Source organism: Mesorhizobium sp. M0800 (genome assembly GCF_040320095.1).
In the GTDB taxonomy this organism is placed as follows: Bacteria; Pseudomonadota; Alphaproteobacteria; order Rhizobiales; family Rhizobiaceae; genus Mesorhizobium.
Window position 1 is genome coordinate 64,778 of record NZ_JAMYOZ010000020.1, and the last position, 19,662, is coordinate 84,439.

14 protein-coding genes are annotated in these 19,662 nt (G+C 61.2%); 8 read left to right on the plus strand and 6 right to left on the minus strand.

Going from position 1 to position 19,662, the window contains the following annotated elements; all coding sequences use genetic code 11:
• Nucleotides 1-16: 16 nt before the first annotated feature.
• On the minus strand, nt 17-1,123 hold the full coding sequence (locus NKI18_RS21880; RefSeq protein ID WP_352619881.1) for a glycosyltransferase: 1,107 nt from the start codon (nt 1,121-1,123) through the stop codon (nt 17-19).
• An 8-nt stretch (nt 1,124-1,131) separates the two neighbouring features.
• Nucleotides 1,132-2,682, minus strand: a complete 1,551-nt coding sequence (locus tag NKI18_RS21885; protein WP_352619880.1) for a GumC family protein — start codon at nt 2,680-2,682, stop codon at nt 1,132-1,134.
• A 167-nt stretch (nt 2,683-2,849) separates the two neighbouring features.
• Here NKI18_RS21885 and NKI18_RS21890 point away from each other — a divergent pair, with 167 nt between their 5' ends.
• A complete protein-coding gene (locus NKI18_RS21890) occupies nt 2,850-4,160 on the plus strand; it encodes a VpsF family polysaccharide biosynthesis protein (protein ID WP_352619879.1) in 1,311 nt (436 codons plus the stop codon).
• A 19-nt stretch (nt 4,161-4,179) separates the two neighbouring features.
• Here NKI18_RS21890 and NKI18_RS21895 read toward each other — a convergent pair whose 3' ends face one another.
• On the minus strand, nt 4,180-5,511 hold the full coding sequence (locus NKI18_RS21895; RefSeq protein ID WP_352619878.1) for a glucosamine inositolphosphorylceramide transferase family protein: 1,332 nt from the start codon (nt 5,509-5,511) through the stop codon (nt 4,180-4,182).
• Nucleotides 5,512-5,823: 312 nt separating this feature from the next.
• On the opposite strand from NKI18_RS21895, the gene wecB reads away from it, so the two are divergent.
• Genes wecB through NKI18_RS21910 form a run of 3 tightly spaced genes read left to right on the plus strand, consistent with a single transcriptional unit; the run spans nt 5,824 to nt 9,102 of the window.
• Nucleotides 5,824-6,978, plus strand: coding sequence for a non-hydrolyzing UDP-N-acetylglucosamine 2-epimerase (wecB, locus tag NKI18_RS21900; RefSeq protein WP_352541699.1), 1,155 nt, complete (start codon nt 5,824-5,826; stop codon nt 6,976-6,978).
• On the plus strand, nt 6,971-8,302 hold the full coding sequence (gene wecC, locus NKI18_RS21905) for a UDP-N-acetyl-D-mannosamine dehydrogenase (protein WP_352541698.1): 1,332 nt from the start codon (nt 6,971-6,973) through the stop codon (nt 8,300-8,302). Before wecB ends, wecC begins: the two co-directional genes overlap by 8 nt.
• Entirely contained in the window at nt 8,299-9,102 is an 804-nt protein-coding gene (locus NKI18_RS21910) for a WecB/TagA/CpsF family glycosyltransferase (protein WP_352619877.1), read from the plus strand. Before wecC ends, NKI18_RS21910 begins: the two co-directional genes overlap by 4 nt.
• 44 nt (nt 9,103-9,146) lie before the next feature.
• On the opposite strand, the gene NKI18_RS21915 is transcribed toward NKI18_RS21910, so the two are convergent.
• Complete coding sequence (locus tag NKI18_RS21915; protein WP_352576415.1) at nt 9,147-10,586, minus strand: lipopolysaccharide biosynthesis protein; 1,440 nt, start codon at nt 10,584-10,586, stop codon at nt 9,147-9,149.
• Nucleotides 10,587-10,755: 169 nt separating this feature from the next.
• Between NKI18_RS21915 and NKI18_RS21920 the strand changes: the two genes are divergently transcribed.
• Nucleotides 10,756-11,874, plus strand: coding sequence for a glycosyltransferase family 4 protein (locus NKI18_RS21920; RefSeq protein ID WP_352619876.1), 1,119 nt, complete (start codon nt 10,756-10,758; stop codon nt 11,872-11,874).
• Here NKI18_RS21920 and asnB read toward each other — a convergent pair.
• Nucleotides 11,848-13,773 carry an asparagine synthase (glutamine-hydrolyzing) gene (gene asnB / locus NKI18_RS21925; protein WP_352619875.1) on the minus strand — a complete coding sequence of 642 codons (1,926 nt, stop codon included), beginning with the start codon at nt 13,771-13,773 and terminating at the stop codon, nt 11,848-11,850. The two genes, NKI18_RS21920 and asnB, sit on opposite strands and share 27 nt — an antisense overlap.
• 167 nt (nt 13,774-13,940) lie before the next feature.
• Nucleotides 13,941-15,317, minus strand: coding sequence for a glycoside hydrolase family 5 protein (locus NKI18_RS21930; protein ID WP_353020447.1), 1,377 nt, complete (start codon nt 15,315-15,317; stop codon nt 13,941-13,943).
• Here NKI18_RS21930 and NKI18_RS21935 point away from each other — a divergent pair.
• The 3 genes from NKI18_RS21935 (at nt 15,298) to NKI18_RS21945 (ending at nt 19,624) form a co-directional block, all read left to right on the plus strand.
• A complete protein-coding gene (locus tag NKI18_RS21935) occupies nt 15,298-17,226 on the plus strand; it encodes a heparinase II/III family protein (RefSeq protein WP_352619873.1) in 1,929 nt (642 codons plus the stop codon). The two genes, NKI18_RS21930 and NKI18_RS21935, sit on opposite strands and share 20 nt — an antisense overlap.
• A gap of 236 nt (nt 17,227-17,462) precedes the next feature.
• On the plus strand, nt 17,463-18,458 hold the full coding sequence (locus tag NKI18_RS21940; protein WP_352619872.1) for a sterol desaturase family protein: 996 nt from the start codon (nt 17,463-17,465) through the stop codon (nt 18,456-18,458).
• A complete protein-coding gene (locus tag NKI18_RS21945; RefSeq protein ID WP_352619871.1) occupies nt 18,455-19,624 on the plus strand; it encodes a GNAT family N-acetyltransferase in 1,170 nt (389 codons plus the stop codon). The genes NKI18_RS21940 and NKI18_RS21945 overlap by 4 nt, the downstream gene beginning before the upstream one ends.
• The last annotated feature ends 38 nt before the right edge of the window (nt 19,625-19,662 follow it).

The following is a 19,662-nucleotide window of genomic DNA, read 5'->3' on the forward strand; positions in this document are numbered from 1 at the left end:
TGGCAGTGCGTAACGACTAGAGCAACGCTTCATAGCGATCGCCAATCTTGTCGACTGTGAAATCCGCCGCCCTGTTTTTCAGCACGGCAGCAGGGGTGGGGTGGTCCAGCATCTCGGCCATCGCCTTCGCCAGGGCCGCGGCGTCACCGACCGGCACCAAGGTGCCGAAGCGGCCGTCAGCGAGTATTTCGCGCGGGCCATGCGGAGCATCGGTGGAGATTACGGGGACACCGGCGGCCATGGCCTCGACCAAGACGTTGCCAAAGCCTTCGCTCGTGGATGTAAGGACGAACAGATCGGCTGCGGCGTAACAGGCTGCGGGATCGTTGACATAGCCGGCAAAGAGTACGTCCTGGCCAATGCCGATCTGCTCGGCACAGGCGTGCAATTCGGCAGCCAGCGGACCTTCGCCGAAGATGACAAGCCGGGCAGGGCGGCCTGCGCGCAGGGCAGCGAAGGCCCGCAGCAAAGTCCGGTGGTCCTTGACCGGCACCAGGCGTCCGGCGGTGGCGATGACCGGGCCATCGCCCATCGCCGCCAACGCTGCCTGCCAGGCATAGGAATTCCTCTGCGGTGCTTCAGCCGGCGGCAGCGGGTTGTTGATGACGACGACCTTGGATTCGGGGAAGCCTCGGGCGATGATGTCACGGCCGACACCCGCCGAAACGGCGATGGCTTTGGTTGCGCGCGCTGCAACCAGCGCGGAAAGCCAGATCGCCAGCCTCGCGCCGAGGCCGCTGGCAGGCAGCGAGGCGGCGGCATGGAAGCTTGGAAAGAATTTTGCCCGGCTTCTGGCCAACATGAGTGACAGCGCCATCACCAGATTAGCGAATTCCGGGGCGCTATAGACCGCATCAGGATCAAGGCGGCGGAACAAATTTGCGCTTCGCACGATGCCTTGCAGCGTCGCCGACTTGGCGTAACCCTCGCCGCGCAAGAGAAGGCCGAAGTCGACCAGATGCACGGCAGCGGAACGCAGCGCGGCGTTAGGGCCTTCCGCGTTCCAGGTAAAAAGCGTGACCTCGTGGCCACGCGACGCCAGTTCATTTGCCATCAGGACGAAAACACGTTCGGCGCCGCCGCCCCTCAGGCTGGCGATGTGGAAAACGATGCGCTTCACCATGCCTTGCTTCAGGCTCGGCTGGCGGCAAGGCCTGATCGGTTCGGCGGCCGGCGCATGTCGCGGATGATGCCCATGCCGATGGCCAGAAGCATGCCCAGGGCAAAGCCTGCGAACGCTCCTGCGCCTGCCACCAGGGCAGTGCGCGGGGGCCATGAGCGCGCGGGCGGGGGCACCGCGGTCGAAATCACCTGTACGTTTGTGGTGTCGATCTGCTCGCGCTCGCTGATTTGGCGCGCACGTGACAGGAAGCTCTCATAGACCGCTCTCTTCGAGGCGGCATCGCGTTCAAGTTCACGCAGGGCGACTTCGGATTCGCTGTCGGTGAATACATTGCTCTTCAGATCGTTCATCTTGGCGTTGAGAGAAGCCAACGATGCCCTGGCCTTGTCCAGGCTGGCCTTTGCCGTGCCGATGATGCGGGAGAACTCGGCCCGGAGTTGCGAGTTGACGGTCTCGAGTTCCGTCCTGAGCCTGACAATCGTCGGGTGGCGCGGACCGAAGGTCATCGACTGTGAGTCGATCTGCTGCCGCAGGCTGTTTGACCTGTCGCGCAGCGCCGCGAGCGCTTCCGAAACCGTGGGGTCGGGATTGGCCCCGTTGATACCGGAGGCAACCAGGGCGTCGTAGCTTGCCTGCGCGGCGATGACACGCGATTGCGCATCGACGATTTCGCCATTGAGCTGCGTCAGCGTCTGCGAACTGACGAGCTGGCCATTGCTGGACGACAGGTTGTGGCTGCGCCTGTAGCTCTCGACCTTCTCTTCGGCTGCCTGCACGTCGCTCTTGAGTTGGCCAAGCCGGCTGTCAAGGGCAGCCGCGGCACGGCTGGCGCCGGCAGCTTCCGCCTTAGCCAGTTCTTCCTGGAAGTTTTTGACTATGGCCTGCGAGATCAGGATCGCCTTGGCGGTGGTTTCCGCAGATACCGAGAGGGTTGTGACAAACGAGGTCGGATCCGCGATGGCGTCTACCCGGTCCGCCAGGTTCTTCAAGGCGATGAGCCCCGGGTCGGGCTTCGCCACGGCGCCGGACGAGGATGTGCTCCGGTCCGGATCGAAAAACTCCGGATCGTGAGTCAGATTCAGTTCGTCCACCACACGGGAAAGCACGTTGCCCGAGGTCAGGATGCGCTGCTTGCTGCGCGTGCTGAGCAGCTGGCCATCGACCTGGCCCGGTTGCGAGTAGAGGTCGTTTTCCACAACCTGCAAATTGGATGGGTTGATGAGGACCTCGGTCGTGACGGTGTAACGCTGCTTGCTCAGCAATGCATAGGCGCCGCCGACAATGCCGCCGATTACCGCCAGCATGAAGGCCAGGGCGAGGCCGGCCCGCAGCCAGACGAACAGGCGCCGAAAATCGAGCTCGAGGAAATCGCCGATCTTATCCAGGGTCACCGTTGCGACAGGCTCTGGAGGTTGCGGGGGCACCGGCGCGGAGCTTAGCGCCGCGACTGGGCCATGCTGTTGCAGCAATGCCCTGCGCCGTGCATTGGCGATACGCTCGAATGCACTGTTATTGGAAGCCGTCGCGGAGATAGGGGGTGTGCCGGAACCGGCAGACATGGTGACAACCCTTGTTAAATCATTACGCTTGGCCTGCTCTACAGAAACATCGTTAACATCTTATTTTCCAAGTTGGCCCATTTTACCGCTCACGCTGTCCGTCCGGCGGACGTTGAAGGGATTTCGTTGCCCAGAATGCCGTTCGAATATCGCCATTTGGATGGGCCATGAGCTATCCCGCTGCCGCTTCGGAACGATTATCGTCCAGCCGAGCGCGCCGTCAGAATGCGCTGTCGCTGCTGTTTTTCCTGTGCGCGGCGTTCGCGTTCCTGCTTCGCTTTACGGTGTCGCCGCAGGTGATGAACATGGTCGTCGACTATACGGCCCAGGGAGGCTCGTTCTACGAGAAGCTGCATTTCGGCACCTATGCGATCTTCCTGCTGCTTGCTGTCGTTCTTTTCAGCCGACCGTTTCTGCTGCAGGGCGACGAAATTGGAATATTCAAAGCGTTGATGCGCTATTCGGTGCTGATGTTCGCGCTGGTGCCTTATCTGTTCGCTACCGGCCGCGCGGGCTCCTCCGGGTTCATCATCGATACCTATCTGGTGGCCGGCGCCGCAGGCCTGTTGATGCTGGCATTAAATGCGGAGTCGCGGCGGGCGCTGGGCGACGTAGTGCTTGGAATGGCCATCCTCAGTGCCGTGATCGGCACGATCGAAGCGATGACTCAACATCGATTTCTGCCTTACGGTATCAACGAACTGCAGTTCAGGCCGATCGGCCTGGCGGCCCATCCACTGTCACTAGGCGCGCTCTGCGCCACAGTCATCGGATTCGTGCCGCTGACGCGCTGGCGCATATGGGTGCGGGTGGTGGCGATCTTCGTATTGGTCGTCGGTTGTGCTGCATCGGGCGCTCGCGCCGCGCTTCTGCTCGCTGCCGGAGAAATCCTCATTCTGCTGCTGTTCGTGCCTTGGCCGGGCCTGTCGCTCAAGTATGAGCGGCAGGCCAAATTTGTCGTGCTGATGTTCACCATGACAGGCGGCGCGGTGCTTGTTGCGATGCTGTTTGCGGGCGGTCTGCTGAACCGGTTCAGCAACACCATTTTCGACCAAAACTTTATGGCGCGGGTGACCATTTACCAGGTGTTCGGACTGGTCAGTTGGAAAGACATCCTGTTTGGCATGAACGGCGACGAACTCTTGGCGATCGTCAACGAGAAACTGCATCTGCCGTTCATCGAGAGCGCACCGGTGGTCATCGTCATGCTCTTCGGCCTGCCCATAGCCGTGCTTTTTACGGTGCTGATATTCTGGTTCGTTTTTCGGCTGCTGCGCGGCGCGCCTCTGCCCGCATGGATAGGTATCATCACCTTCCTGCTTGCTGCGCTGTCGAACAACGCGCTCTCGTCAAAATCGCCTGAAATCGCGATTATCGTGGTGTTGCTGCTTGCCTATAGAAAGCAGCCCCATGGAGGCCCGCTCGAGAGCACGCCTTCGGCCGCTGCATCCCGCCCAAACCCCGCTGGATCTCGTTAAGCACGGACCTCGGATCAAGTCAGCCGGCGCTGTCCACGACCTCGACACCGCCCGCGCGATTGAGTGTGTGAATGCCGGACCGAGCCCATGCCGGCCCGGGATCGATTGGGCGGGGCAGTTCAAAACGGACGTCGAAATCATCAAGCCGATTCAGCCTCATCAATCCCAGGCCGCCGCCATAGGCTCTAGACCCGTTTTGCACCGGCAGCAGCAAAGCGTCGCCCTGGCGGATAAAGGCGCCGCCCGGCCGAGTGGCGGAGTGATCGACTGCGACGGGATTGAGCGCGTGCGCAGCCCAGGGCCCACGCAGCGCCGGGGCGGAATAGACGGCCATCGTGTCGGACGCGCTGCCGTGACCGAACCGCTCAGTCCCCAACAGCCAGAAGCGACCGTCGGATTCGAGCAGCGTGGCGTCGTTGAAATCCCTGTCCGTCATCAGCACCGTATCGCGTACCCAGCGATCCGGAAACTGCTCGGCACGGTAGAGCACCAGTTCTCGCGCCGTAGCGCTTTCAGGGATCATGAAAATCTCGCCGGAGTGAGCGAACACCTGCGGATATGACAGATGATGCACTTCCTCCAGCACCACTTTCGGCACGCCGAAAGTGCCGTCGGTGCCAAGTTCAGCGACAGAAATCACCCCACGGCCGGTGGAGTAGGGAAACTCCTCGACAAACAGAAAATGACGGCCGTCGCGCTCGAGAACGAACGGATCGGCGTAGAAGCGCTGCCCGTCATCGGCAAGCACGGTGAACGGCTTACCATCCAGCTGTCCGGTTTCGGCGACGCCTGGACCGTCGATCAGCCGATAAGCAACCTGCCAATAGAAGGGGCGCCGACCACGTCGCAGTTTTTGCACGGCGCGGTCGACCAACCCCCTGCCGAAAAAGGGCAGATAGTGCCCGATAAATCCGCCTTTCTGCAGGGGCGGCGCCGGGCTCTCGGCAATCGGCGCAAGTTTGCCCGCGGAAAAGCGGGCGACACATTGGGCAATCAGGGAGATGGCGCCGGCGAGCAGGTCGGTGCTGGTTCGGGACAGCCACAACCGGTCGCTGATCATCGGCCGCGCCCTGGCGACGGCAACGCCGTCGAGGCGCGCGGTGAGTTCGGGCAGCCGCCCGCTCGCCAGCATCTCGGTCATGCCCGCGGCAAAGCTGCTTTGGCCGCAAAATTCGAGCGTCAGGACAGGCGTGCCCCGTCGTGCGGCGGTAGCGGTGAGATCGACTATAAGATCGACTGGGCCGGTGTCGCCGGACGGCAACGGCCGGGAACGGCTTGCCAGTGAGGGGCCGAAGCGCCGGCCCTCGTGCGCCAGCACATTATCCATCGTGCGCGCATTGGGTTCAGGCATCGGCGCGCGGCAACTCGAAACCGCATGCCCAGCCGCACTCAACCGCGCCAGAAGCTCATTTTCCCAGCGCCGGGATGCGTCGGCGTGGCCGATGATTAAAATATTAGTCAATCCAATATATTCTTTTTCAAGACTACTGCCATAGACTACTTGTCAGCCCAACCTTTCACAAGAGTTAAGCCGGGAGAACGCGGCCTTGGTTGTTAATCATATATTAAGAATTGAGATCACGAAGGCGCTTTCCGGCGCTATTATGGCTCTTGCGGGCAATAGTCGGCATGTCCCGAAGGCAGCAGGCGACCAGGATCAGCGATGAACGTCCTTTCACGTCCAAAACTGCCATCCAGGCAGAAACTGCTGATCGTGTTCGGCACTAGGCCGGAGGCACTCAAATGCTTTCCAGTGGCGCGTGCCGCCCTTGCTCATCCAGGCTTCATCACCGAAATATGCATAACCGCCCAGCATCGGGAAATGGTCGACCAGGTTGTCGAACTGACCGGCTTGCCTGTGCACCACGATCTCAACATCATGCAACCCGGCCAGTCGCTGTTCGACGTGACCTCGCGCGTGCTCCTGGGCATGGCCGAGGTGCTGGACAAGGCGAAGCCCGATATCGTCATGGTACAGGGCGACACCACCACCGCAATGGCCGCGGCTCTGGCTGCCTTCTACAAGCGTATCCCCGTCGCTCATGTCGAAGCAGGATTGCGCAGCCACAACATCAACTCGCCGTTTCCTGAAGAACTGAACCGCAAGATTGCCGGCGACATCGCCACCTGGCATTTTGCGCCGACCGTTCAAGCGCGCGACAATCTCATCGCCGAAGGAAAGGCCGAAAGCACCATCTTCGTGACCGGCAACACGGTGATCGACACGCTGTTGCATTTTTCAAGCGCGATCGATGCCGACAGGCTGATGAACGCGAAGCTCGCTGCCAGCTTCCCCTTCCTCGACCCTTCCAAGAAGATGATCCTCGTCACCGGACATCGCCGCGAGAATTTCGACGGCGGCATCCAGCGCATCTGTACGGCGTTGAAGGGATTGGCGGCGCGCGGAGACGTGCAGATCGTCTACCCTGTCCATCCAAACCCCAATGTGCGCTCGGTGGTCAACGCAGAGCTGGAAGGCGTGCCGAACATCCATCTGGTCGAGCCGCAGGACTATCTGCCGTTCCTGTACCTGCAGAAGCAGAGCTATCTGGTGCTTACCGATAGCGGCGGCGTGCAGGAAGAAGCGCCTTCGCTCGGCAAGCCGGTGCTGGTGATGCGCGAAAATACCGAGCGACCCGAGGGGATCGTGGCCGGCACCGCCCGCCTTGTCGGCACCGATGTCGAGAAAATCCTGTTCAACGCCAATCGCCTGCTCGACGATCAGGCTGCCTATCGCGGCATGGCGGAACGACACAACCCATATGGCGATGGCCGGGCCAGTAACCGGATTGTTGAGGAACTGCTGCATCATGGCTGAAATCAAAACCGTTTCCGTAATCGGCATGGGCTATATCGGCCTGCCGACCTGCGCCATTTTCGCCAGCCGCGGGCTCAACGTCATTGGCGTCGATGTCAACGGAGCGGTGGTCGAGAAGGTCAATCGCGGCGAAATCCACATCGTCGAGCCGGACCTTGACGGTCTGATCCAGAAGGTCGTGGCGAACGGCAAGCTCATGGCCTACAGCACGCCGCAGCCGGCGGACGCCTATATCATCGCCGTGCCGACCCCGATGACCCACGATCATAAGCCGGACGTGACCTACGTGCTCGCGGCGGCACGAAGCATCGCCCCCGTGCTGAAGCGGGGAGACCTTGTGGTATTGGAATCGACATCGCCGGTTGGAACCACGCGTATCATGACCGGGCTGCTTGCCGAGTTGCGGCCTGATCTCAAATTTCCTGTCCAGCATGGCGAAGACGCCGATGTGCTGGTCGCCTATTCGCCCGAGCGTGTGCTGCCGGGAAAGGTGCTGACCGAGCTGATCAACAACGATCGCTCGATCGGCGGATTGTCCCGCAAATCGTCGGAGCGGACCGCGGCACTCTATTCGACCTTCGTCACCGGCGACCTGTTCATGACAACGGCCGAAAGTGCTGAGCTGGTGAAACTGACGGAGAACGCGTTCCGCGACGTCAACATCGCCTTTGCCAACGAGCTTGCCGCCGTGTGCCAGGACCTGTCGCTCAATGTCTGGGAAGTGATCGATCTCGCCAATCGACACCCTCGCGTGAACATCCTCCAGCCGAGCCCGGGCGTCGGCGGTCACTGCATTGCGGTCGATCCATATTTTATCATCGACGCCGCACCCAACAGCACGCGGCTGATGGCTTCGGCACGCCGGATCAATTCCGAGCGGCCGATGTCGGTGGTCAGGGATATCGAGGCCTTGCTCGACCCCTCCCGCAAGCAAACGATCGCCTGTCTTGGCCTCAGCTTCAAAGCCAATATCGACGATCTGCGCGAGAGCCCGGCCGTCGAGGTGGTGAAACTTCTGTCCGATATCCCCAATGTGAAGATCATTGCGGCTGAACCCAACACAAATGCGCTGCCGCATGAGCTCGAGGGCAGGGGCATCGTGTTCACCGACGCACTTTCGGCCATCGACAAGTCCGATATCGTCGTCCTCCTGGTCGACCATCGGCAGTTCAATCTGGTCGACCCCGAAGCGCTCAAGGACAAGAAGCTCGTCGATACGAGGGGTCTGTGGACGTGGCGCAAGGCACGCAAGCCCGACGCCCGCATCGAAGGCAAGAAACCAGAGGTCGCACAAGTGACGCTTGCAAGGGAGCAGGCCGCATGAACGCGCACGCCCCGGCATGGGCGCAGCATTCCCTGTTGGCATCACGGCGCCGGGAGTTCCTTGGCGCACCGATCCATGCGCTGACCATGGCCGAGACACTGGCCATCGCCGACGAGGCGATGACCCTGGGGCGGCCGCTGCATCATGTGGTCGTGAACGTCGCCAAGCTGGTTACCATGCGCCAGAATGCCGAGCTGCGCGAGGACGTGGCCGGGGCGGACGTGGTCAATGTCGACGGCATCGGCGTGCTTTGGGGTGCACGTCTGTGCGGCGTCGCGCTGCCCGAGCGGGTGGCGGGCGTCGACATCATGATCAATCTGCTGAGCCTCTGCGCGAAGCGTGGATTCAGGCCGTATCTGCTGGGGGCCGAACAGCACGTTCTCGACGCGGTTGTAGTGAGACTTGCCAAGGACCATCCGAGCCTCGTCATAGCGGGAATGCGCAACGGCTATTTCAAGCCGGAGGACGAGGCCGGGATCGTCGCGGCGATCAACGCCTCGGGCGCCGACTGCCTGCTGGTGGCCATGCCGACACCGCGCAAGGAACGCTTTCTCAAACGCTACCGCGATGAACTCGCCTCAAGCTTCGTGATGGGCGTGGGCGGCAGTTTCGACGTCTATGGGGGCAAGGTTGCCCGTGCGCCGAAGCTGATACAAGCGGCCGGCCTGGAGTGGCTGTTCCGCGTCATCCAGGAGCCGCGACGCTTGTGGCGCCGCTACTACGACACCAACACTGCCTATGCAGGGCTGCTGTGCCGAGAGTTCTGGGAGCGTCGCTGGCGCCGAAACGCCGGTTTATAGTTTCGCGTTCCCTCACAAAACAGGCGTTGGCCCTGGACTTCGCTTTACGCGATCCGCAACCGCGCTCGCAGCTGGGCGACGAATTGCGTCGCTGCCACAGGGTGGAACAACGAGGTCAGCCCGAAGAAAACCGCAGCGCCGGCGGTGCCGCCGGCGACAAGGGAGAAGATTGCCGGCACGTCGCCGGGCACCATGCTGGCAAGCTTGGCGGCCACCCCCGTGCTGAGCGAGATGACCACCGAGACACCGATGTCGCGCCATGGCACCGGCACCGGCGTGAGCCGCTCGCTGATGATGATGCAGGTTATGGAGCCCACCACCGATCCGCCCGCCAGCGCCAAAGCGGCGCCGATCTCCGCCATCGGAGGGATCAACAGCAGAGACAATGCGATTGTTGCCACCGAGCCGAAGAGATTGGCGATGATCAGCAGCCACGGCCGCTTGTGCGCGTGCACCACGACGCCATAGACGAAGCTCGTGAGGTTGGCACACAGCACGCTGAAGGCAATGATCGGAAACAGCAGGCCGAAGCGGCCGTGATATTGCGAGGGCAGCATGAGCTCGGTGATATCGCTGCTGAGCGCGACCAGCATCGCTGCAATAGGCAGGCAAAGCCGCATCATCAGCGCCATCAGTTGCGACAGCAGCCGGCCCGACGCCGCGGGCCCATCCTCGTCGAACCGGCTGACCACCTCGGGAAAGGCGCCCATGTTGATGGCGTTGGCAACCATGTCGATCGGCTGGCGGGCCAGCGCATAGGCTGCGGCGAAGATCGCCACAGCGCTGGCATCGTAATAGATCTTGAGGAACAGACGCTCCGCGCTGTTGAGCCCGAAGCCTACCAGCGCCATGATGATCAGCGGCACACCGAGCGCAAAGAAGTCCCTGTGGGTGAAGCGCGGCGGACCGGCAACGAGCCGTCGCGATGCCATGATGCCCGCCACGATGCCGGCAATCAAGGCGCCGAGGCTCGAGCCGAGCGACACCGTCAGAAAGCTATCCTGAAAGACAAGGATAGCGCCGATCGGTAACGCGAGTTGCAGCAGGGCACGCAGGGCTTCTAGCATCGAATAGACCGAATGGCGCTGCTGCATCTGCAGCACCGTCAACGCGAAGCGGCTGATGGACCCGGCGACCAGATAGCCGCAGACTGCGATCGCGAACTCGACCCAGCGTTCAGGCACGATCACCGCCGACGCGCCTACCGATATGACCAGCGCCAGTGCCGTGGTGGCAAGCAACACCTGCCCGGCCAGCATCAGGCTGCCGCGGCTGACTTCGCCCTTGCCGCCAAGCCTCAGCAAGGCGATGCGCAGCCAGTTGGTGACGGCAATGTCGGTCATTTCGCCGACGGTCACCACCAGGGTGAGCAGGCCATACTCGGTCTGGTCGATCAAACGCGTCACGACGACCAGCAGGAGCAGCGCCGAAATTCGCGTCAGCAGGATCGCCGGAGCATAAATGAGCGTGGAACGGAGCAGCAAGGGCGTGTCCCTGGAAAACTCACCTTCGACTAGCCGCCGACTGGCGGAAAATCCAGCCCGATGACGCCGAAGGGTGAACAGATTCAGTTTGAACTAAAAGATTTGCCGTAAACCTTATCGGGAACGTTTGCTTTGCAGTTACCTGGTCTGTGTTATTTAGAGTACCATCATGTTGCAGCGCCTCATATCCGATCGAAAAATACATGTCCTGGTCGCGACGCCCTCGGGCGTTTCGGGGCAGGGCGGCATCGACCGCATCATGGGGGCGCTGAAGCAGGAGTTCGAACGGCAAGAAATCGCCGACATCGATGTGTGCTTCCTTGCCAGTCGTGGCCCGGGGCATGTCGGACTTTCGATCTTCTATATGCTCGGTTTTTGCTTACGGATGCTTAAAGCGCGTCTGGCTGGACGCGCCGATGTCATTCATATCAACATCTCAGTTTCCGGCAGCACCTACCGCAAGATGGTGATTGCCGCCTGCGCACGGCTGCTGTCGATACCCTATGTCCTGCATTTGCACGGGGCGCAGTATCAGACATTCTGGAAAGCCGACCGCGGTTTCATAAGCCGCCGTATCAAAGCTCTGTTCGAGCATGCCGATCGGGTGATCGTTTTGGGCAGGCTTTGGCGCGATTTCGTCGCCAGCCAGGCGCCGGGCGCAGCCGGCAATATCGTGATCGTGCCCAATGCGACCGAAGTCCCGTCGCTGGCGCATGTCGGCGGCGGCGACCATGTGCATATCCTGTTCCTGGGCCGCATCGGCGACCGCAAGGGCGTACCGCAATTGCTCGAGGCACTGCACCGCATGAGCCCTGTCAAGAATTGGCGCGCCACGATTGCCGGCGATGGCGAAGTCGAGGCGGCACGGGCAAAGTCAGCCGCGCTGCGGATTGCAGACCGGATCGCCTTTCCGGGTTGGGTGGGACCGGACGATGTCGCATCGCTGATTTCTTCGGCCGATATTCTGGTTCTTCCATCCTTCGCCGAAAATCTGCCGATGTCGGTGATCGAAGGCATGGCAGCCGGTTTGGCGGTGGTGGTGACCCCGGTTGGCGCCGTCGAAGACATAATTTCCGACGGGCAATCCGGGCTGCTGGTGCCGCCAGGCGATGTTACAGCGTTGACCGAGGCACTGAGCCGCCTCGTGGAGAACCCGGCACTGCGGGCAAAGCTTGGTGCCGGTGCCATGGCCGTGCATCGGGAACGGCTTGAGCTCGCCCCGTTTGTCGGCGCAATCTGCGATGTCTGGCGGTCGGCCGCGTCAAGCCGTCAACCGGTCAAGCGCTGAGGCCGACGATCGCGGCGGCGCGTCGAGCCTGAATTCGCGGTGGAATATCTCCAAATTCAACAGCGCCCATATCAGCTTTTCGTGGTCTGCAGCACGCGCGGTGTGTTCCGAGACGATTTGATCTAGCTGTTTCGGACTCAGATAGCTGCGAATGACGGAGTGAGGCGAGCAAAGATGGTCATGCACGTAGTTCCTCATCGATCCGCGAAACCATTCGGCGACCGGTACCTTGAACCCGACCTTGCGGCGGCTGAGAATTTCCTCCGGAAGAATATTGGCCATGCTGTCGCGCAGGATCTGCTTGCTGTGCAACCAACCCAGCCTGTAGCGATCGGGCAATTTGCTGACGAACGAGACCAGATCGCGATCGAGGAACGGCATTCTTCCTTCGATTGAACCGGCCATCATCATGTGGTCGCCTCGTTCCAGGAGATTGTCGGGCAGCCACGATGTCTGATCGAAAAACAACACGCGGCGAAGATGGGAGGCCGCAGCACTTGACGAGAACGGAAAGTCATTGCGCTCATAACGGCGATTTGCGGACGCACCGATCAGGCAAGCGCGCTGCCGCGCCGAAACGGCTCCAAACCAGGAGACCATCCGGGCGGCAAAGTCCCTTTCGCCCGCGGTGCGGGCAAACGTATCGACCTTGGCCGACGCGCCCGGCATGGCGCGTACCAAAGGGGAAAGGACGTTATCGTGCAGCGAGGCTGGAACAAGCGACTGGTAGATCCCGGCCAGTGATTCCGCGCGATGCTTGGGATAGCCGCCGAGAATCTCGTCGGCTCCTTCTCCGGTGAGCACCATCTTGACGTCCTGGGCGGCGCGCTCCGACATCAGGTAAATTGGAATATCGCTGCTTTGCGAAACAGGTCCCCCGCGTTGGCGAACCATCGCCGGCAGGTGATCCATCAGATCGCCTGGCTGGATGACAAGTTCGCAATGATCGGTCTTGAAATGATCGGCAACGCGCCGGGCGAATGCAAGTTCGCTATAGGCCGCGTCGTCGAACCCGACGGAAAACGTGCGAATGGGCGTGGCGCTGTGCCTGGCCATCAGGGCGACGATAGCCGAGGAGTCGAGTCCTCCGGAGAGAAAGGCCCCAAAAGGTGCATCGCTGCGCATCCTGATCTCGACGGAATGGTCGAGCAGTTCCAGAAATCGCTTCTTGGCGGTTTTTCCGTCGATCCGCTCGGTCAGGGCCGCCTGATCCGGAGGCGTATAGTAGCGCGTTTCCTTGACCACCCCTTGCGACCAGACAGCATAGCTTCCGGGATTGAGCTTGCGGATCTGTTTAAAAAGCGTGCGTGGTCCCGGCACATAACGCCAGTTCAGATACTCGTCCACCGCATCCAGATCGAGTTGCTGCGCATCTTGCTGCGCCGACAACAATGCGTTGATCTCCGAGGCAAACAGCAGCAATCTTTCGCTTTGCATGAGGTAAAGCGGCTTTTCCCCGAAGGGATCCCGGCCGAGGATCAATTCCTGCCTCTGAGCATCCCAGAGTGCAAAGGCGAACATGCCGCTCAGCCGGTCGAACATGGACAAGTGCCACTGATCGTAGGCTCGGAGCAGCACCTCGGTGTCGGAGCGCGTTCGAAAATGATGGCCAAGGCCGATCAGTTCCTGGCGCAACTCGATGTAGTTATATATCTCTCCGTTGAAAATTATTTTGAGACGGCCGTCCTCAATCTGCATCGGCTGATTTGACTCAGGCGCCAAGTCAATGATCGCCAGGCGGCGATGGACCAATGCCAATTGTTGCTCGCCGGTATTCAGGTCCAATATCTCGGTGCCTTCGGCATCGGGACCGCGATGCCGCAATGCGTTTGACATTCTGGCGGCCCGCTCTTGTGGATTTTTAGCCCTTCGACCGATCCATCCGGCAATTCCACACATTGTTCCCCCTAGGCGCGCGCATTCCTCAATTCAGTACAACAAATGTGTTAAACACTTCGTGCCAATACAACCCAACCGGGAGAAAGCTGCCACGGGCCGTTCCTCGATCGAGCCTGGCGGTCAGGGGTCGCCACCGGTTGTTCGCTGGTGAGGGCGAGTGACGGCACCTATGGCAGGCCCAATGCCTGCAGCATCTCCGGGTCGGGAACCGGGGGACCATCGGGCGGGATGAGGCTCATCCCATAGGGATTGGAGAACTCCCAGACAGACCATGGGATCGCGAAGCGTTCGGCCTCTCGGCGCACTGCCTTGAGATAGCGCGAACGGTCGGCCTCAAAGGCGCCCATGCGGCCGTCCGCGGACATGAGGATAGCGCCGAATTCGCCCATGAAGAGCCGCCGGCTGGGAATGCCATGGCCTTCAGCCCAGTCGACAGCCTGGCGAAAGCTCGCCTCCAGTTGGCTCTGGCCCCAGTTCTGCTCGAAATAGTTCGCGATTGCTTGGCGCGCGGTGGCCATGTTCATGACCTGCTCGACCCTGCTCAAGCCGGCAGCTTCCATCCGCGCTCTAAGGGTTTCGGTCACCACTTCGGGTGTACTGCTGTCGGCCGGCCAGGGAAGTCCCGAAGCAAAGCTGATCGTGTCATCCGGCCGCTGGTGGGTGAAGCTGTGCGGCTCATACATATGGAAGCTGTAATAGAGGTTTGGGTCATCAAAGCTGGGGCTGAGGTTGACCAATCCGGCAATGCTGCCGCCGCAGGCGCCGGTTGCAACGATGGTAAGTTCGCTGCTGACCGCTCGAATGTCGTGGACGGTCCCTGCCATGATCCGCTGCCAGTGATCGCTGCCGCTCGCATCGCAAGGGTAGTATGCGGGCTCGTTGTAAGGTTCGAGGGCGACTTTGTCGGTGCCTATCTTGACCAGCGTGGCGGCGACCGCCACAACCATTTGACGATAGCGGGCAACGCCCTCGCTGTCGGCGCCGCCATAGATCATCTCCATGCTGTAGTCGGGAATCTGAGTGACGCCATGCAGGTCGAAAACCACCTTGAGGCCGGTCGACGTGATCCGCTCGACGGCGGCGGCAAGTATGTCCAGCGCCTGCTGCCGCTTGGCGTCCCCGCTGGCAAGCAGCGGGCCGGGATCGACGCTCAGCCGGACGAAGTCGAAGCCCATCGATCGGATGTGGGCAAACACCTCCCCGGCCGGCCAGTCGGTGAGCGGCCTGCTTTCCGCAAGCCACTCCTTTTCGCTGCGATAGGGCGGCCAAACGTAGGTTCCGTCTTTCTCCACCGGCGACCAGTTGAGCCACTGATGCACGCCAACGCCGCGCTTGAGAGGGATGGGCTCTGCCTCGGCCGCCACAAGCAAGACGAGCACCCAGGCAACAACATACACCGCTTTTCGCATCGCTCCCTCCGCATGCTCGCGGGAGATATTAACCGCAACGAACGGGAAAGAAGATTGCCGGCCCGCAGCTTTTCGACGGCATGGTATACAGGACCGAAACGTTGACGGGGCGTGCATGAGAATCGGCTGGTACATCAACCGATTGCGCAGCATGGGACCGGCCGAGGTGTTGCACCGGCTGGGCGAGCAACGTCGAAGGATCGCGTCGCGCCGCCGCGATGATGGGTGGGAGCGCTATCCATCGCCGCAGTTGTACCCAGTGCTGCCCGGATTTCGCCATGCTGCGCTGGCAGCGACCGACGCTCAACGGCAGGCCATAGCGGCGGCCGCGCAAGAGATGCTTCATGGCCGGTTTTCGGCACTCGGGCGGACATGGCCAAAGCGTGAGCCCGATCTTTTGTTTCCTGCTGAGCTTTGGCGTCTTGATCCGGTAACCGGCAGGCTTTGGCCTGGCGCCGAGGCTCATACGTTCGATATCGATTTTCGCGATGGCGGCGACCTTGGCGATATAAAATATGTCTGGGAGGTGAACCGGCTGCAGCAATTGCCAGTACTGGCTGCACACCTGCTCCTCAGCGAGGACAATCGATCCCGGAGTGCCATTGAGGCGGCAATCGGCAGTTGGCATTCCGCCAATCCGCCGTTCCGAGGCATTGGCTGGGCTTCCGGCATCGAAGTAGCGTTGCGAGCCATCAGCCTGATCGTCACCCTAGACCTTATCGGTGACCGGCTTGACCCGGCGACGCTGCGGAAAGCTGGTGAGATACTCGCGGCAAGCGCCTATTGGCTGCCGCGGTTTCCGTCGCGATATTCCTCCGCCAACAACCATCTCGTCGCAGAGTTGGCTGGCGAATATCTGGTTGGCCAGGCGCTCGGGGCCGAATCCGAAATTGCCCGCAGCGCCCTCTTAAATGAGACGCACAAGCAGATTCTTGCCGACGGCGCCGGTGCCGAGCAAACGCCGACCTATGCAGCCTTCAGCGCCGAACTCATCTTGCTGTGCGCCGCCGCGGCACGCCAGGCGGGAACGCCGTTTCCCTCGGCCGTCGAAGCGCGTCTGGGCGCCTTCGCCAATTTCGTCGGCTGGCTGCCACAGAAAGCCGCCCGCTTCGGCGACGACGATGAGGGCCATGTGCTGAAGCTGGGCGACGAGCCGAACTATATCCGATCCGTCGCGGCCGCCATCCACGGCTTACTGGGGACGCCGGGCAACGCGCCGGAGCCTGACGATTTTCGTTCGCTTTTCTTTGGTGCGCCGTCAGGCCCGGCGCCCGCGGTGCATGGCTTGCGGACATTCACGCAAGGCGGGCTCTCCGTCTGGCGCGGAGCAATGAATGGCCGCAATGTCGAACTGACGTTCGACCATGGACCGCTCGGCTATCTCTCGATAGCGGCGCACGGCCATGCCGACGCGCTGTCGCTCACCCTGTGCATCGACGATGAGCCGGTGCTGGTCGATCCCGGCACCTGGCTCTACGGTTCGGGAGGCGCATGGCGCGACTGGTTCCGCTCCACACCGGCGCACAACACGCTGAACATCGAGGGCAAGAGCCAAAGCACCATCGCTGGAAATTTCAACTGGTCGCACAAGGCAGTCGCAGCGCTGGTGGAGAGCGAGCCGGGACCGCGCTGGAGGCTGAGCGCCCGGCATGACGGCTATAGAAGCCGCTTCGGCGTCGTGCATCAGCGCACTTTGGCGCGCCAGGCCGATGGCATCCTCATCACCGACCAACTGCTCGGCGGCAGGCGCCAGTCCGAGATCGTCTTCCAACTGGCCGCCGGCCTCCATGCCGACCGGCACGAAGATACGGTCACGGTATTGCGCGGCGACGAGGTACTGTTGGCCATCCGCTTTCCTGATGCTGCGCTCGATATCGGCGCGGGCGGTGACATGCCAGGCCAAGGCGGTTGGGTTTCACTGCGTTTTGGCACCAGGCAGCAAGCCGAACGCCTCGCCTGGCACGGTGAAGTGGGCGAAGCCGGAATCGATATCCATCTTGCCCCAATTCACCCGCCGCAACAGCAAAAACCGGTGCCAACGTAGAGTTGCCGGGCGAGTTCCGGCCGTATTCGACATTAATTACGTTTGGACATTTAGCGGTTTCGTTACCGTTGATCTGCTAGTCTCGCACCATCCAGCCTGCTTTGCCCGCTGCGCCCGCAACAGCCACTGGTTGCAGGCGGCGTAGCGAGTTTGGCGGGAATTTTGTGCTTTGCTATTCGCCAGATCGCCTTCTTACGACCCAGACTGCCTTCTTACGACCAGGAGCCGCTGCATCAATGTTTTCCGAATTTGCCAGAGCGATTGTGGAAAAGCTTTCGAACGTCAATCTGACCACGCTCGGCCTGCTTCTCCTCACCGCACTGGGCAGCGCGGTGATCGGCTACTGGCGAACTGCCGAACATAAGTCCCTCAGGGACTTTTTCGACTTCGCCTTCCCACAGGAAGTCATCCTGCACCCGTCGGCGCGAGCCGACGCCCTGTTCTGGATCACGAAACGGGCGATGATGCCTTTCCTGCTTATTCCTGCCGGCGTCACCTTCGTCGTCGCGGTGGGCTATGGCACACGCGAGGCAATTGGCTGGCTCCTTAACATCCACGCGCCGCTTCTCGGCGGCCCGGCGGGACCGGTGACGATCGTCATCTTCACCGCAACCATGCTGGTCGCCTATGATATTTCATACTACCTCTACCACGTCGCCCAGCACCGTTTCCCGTTCCTGTGGGAATTGCACAAGGTGCATCATTCGGCCGAGGTGATGGTGGGGATCACCAAGGACCGGGTTCATCCGCTGGACGATCTGATCAACCGTATGTGGGATGGCGTCATCCCGGGCATCTGCTTCGGGATATGGAGCCTGATCGCACTCGATCCGGTAGAGGTCGCCATCTTCGGCATCAACGTCTACGTCATCCGTAACATCCTGATGATGGACTTTGTTCGCCATACGCATCTCAAGATATCGTTCGGCCCGTTGAACAACATCATCCTGTGTCCGCACTGGCACCAGGTGCATCACAGCATCGACCCTCGTCACTACGATAAGAATTTCGGCCTGCTTTTTTCGTTCTGGGATCGTCTGTTCGGAACGCAATTTGTCCCGGAGCCGGATGAAGACCTGAAATTTGGCCTGGTCGATCGCGATGTGCGCGATTACCAGTCGCTCTTTGGGCTCTACATCCTGCCGCTCAAGAAGATGGCAAGGCATGTCATGCGACTGTTTCACAGACGGCCCAATGTGGTCGCGCAGCCACAGGACAGTTCTCCTTCATGAACACCGCTGTTTCCATCGACGTCCTAGGCGCGGAGCGCCTGGAAATCGTCCGTTCGGCGGATCGCCTGGCTGCGGTCGAAGCCGCTTGGATGGAGCTTTGGCATCGTACCGACGGGCTGATCTTTCAAAGCCATGCCTGGATTTCGGCATGGTGGAGTACCGTACAACGCCGTGACCAGCGCGCGTTGCGGATCGGCCTGGTCTGGAAGGGCGAGAGACTCGTTGCTGTCGTTCCGCTGGCGATCGGCAGGCGCAGGGGGCTGCGGTTTCTCGAATGGGCGGCCGGCAGCTATACCGACTATGGGGATATTCTCGTTGCTCCGGAATGCTCGTTATCGGCGCTGCAGGAGCTATGGACCCAACTCTGCGATGCAGGTGGCTTCGATCTTGCCTTGATCAGTCGTCTCTCGCCGGATGCGGCGGCCCGCAAAATTTTCACGCCGGGAGCTTCCGGCGGCATCAGGCTTCGTCACTTTCACCGAACGGAAGTCAGCTATCGCGTTGCCGGACAATGGGAAAGCGGAGCGGCATGGTTGGCGGACCAGTCGAAAAAGACGCGCCAGAACTATCGGCGCGGCATCAAGGCGCTGGAAGAAACCGGAGAGGTGAGATTTCGCCTGCTTGCCCCCGACGAGCCGCTGCAACCGGTACTGGAGCGCCTCGCGGCCTTGAAGCGGAAATGGCTGACCGAGCGCATGCGTGAATCAGACCTGTTCGAAGAGGGCGTGCCGGTACTCGCCGCGCTCGTCGATGCGTTGGCGCGCGCCGGCGTGCTGCATATCTTCGTCCTCGAATGCAATGGCGTGATGGTCGCGGTGTCGATCAACTTCGTCCAGCACGACATGATGATGGCCTTCGTGACGACGTTCGATCCGGATTTCGGCCGGGCGTCGCCGGGTGTGATCCTGTTGATGGATTACGTGCAGTGGTCGATCGATCACGGCTTGAGCATGGTCGATTTCCTCTGTGGCGCAGAGTCGTTCAAACACAAATTCTCAACGCAGTCGGTTACGCTGGAATCCGTCATCGGGACGCGCACGGCACAGGGTGCGCTTGCATCTCTTGCCGATCGTGTCCTCCAGACCGTCAGGCATATACGCGAGCGTTCATCGGCACCACCAGAGGGACGCGATACGCCCACTCAAGCCGAAGCAGCCTTGGACTAGAACGATCCATCGTTTCACGGAAACGCCGAACAGCTCCA

Coding starts and splice junctions, on each gene's coding strand:
- NKI18_RS21940 (WP_352619872.1), top strand. CDS start 17,463: ATGTTTTCCGAATTTGCCAGAGCGATTGTGGAAAAGCTTTCGAACGTC.
- NKI18_RS21920 (WP_352619876.1), top strand. CDS start 10,756: ATGTTGCAGCGCCTCATATCCGATCGAAAAATACATGTCCTGGTCGCG.
- NKI18_RS21930 (WP_353020447.1), bottom strand. CDS start 15,317: ATGTACCAGCCGATTCTCATGCACGCCCCGTCAACGTTTCGGTCCTGT.
- NKI18_RS21945 (WP_352619871.1), top strand. CDS start 18,455: ATGAACACCGCTGTTTCCATCGACGTCCTAGGCGCGGAGCGCCTGGAA.
- wecB (WP_352541699.1), top strand. CDS start 5,824: ATGAACGTCCTTTCACGTCCAAAACTGCCATCCAGGCAGAAACTGCTG.
- NKI18_RS21890 (WP_352619879.1), top strand. CDS start 2,850: ATGAGCTATCCCGCTGCCGCTTCGGAACGATTATCGTCCAGCCGAGCG.
- NKI18_RS21895 (WP_352619878.1), bottom strand. CDS start 5,511: ATGCCTGAACCCAATGCGCGCACGATGGATAATGTGCTGGCGCACGAG.
- NKI18_RS21885 (WP_352619880.1), bottom strand. CDS start 2,682: ATGTCTGCCGGTTCCGGCACACCCCCTATCTCCGCGACGGCTTCCAAT.
- NKI18_RS21880 (WP_352619881.1), bottom strand. CDS start 1,123: ATGGTGAAGCGCATCGTTTTCCACATCGCCAGCCTGAGGGGCGGCGGC.
- wecC (WP_352541698.1), top strand. CDS start 6,971: ATGGCTGAAATCAAAACCGTTTCCGTAATCGGCATGGGCTATATCGGC.
- NKI18_RS21935 (WP_352619873.1), top strand. CDS start 15,298: ATGAGAATCGGCTGGTACATCAACCGATTGCGCAGCATGGGACCGGCC.
- asnB (WP_352619875.1), bottom strand. CDS start 13,773: ATGTGTGGAATTGCCGGATGGATCGGTCGAAGGGCTAAAAATCCACAA.
- NKI18_RS21910 (WP_352619877.1), top strand. CDS start 8,299: ATGAACGCGCACGCCCCGGCATGGGCGCAGCATTCCCTGTTGGCATCA.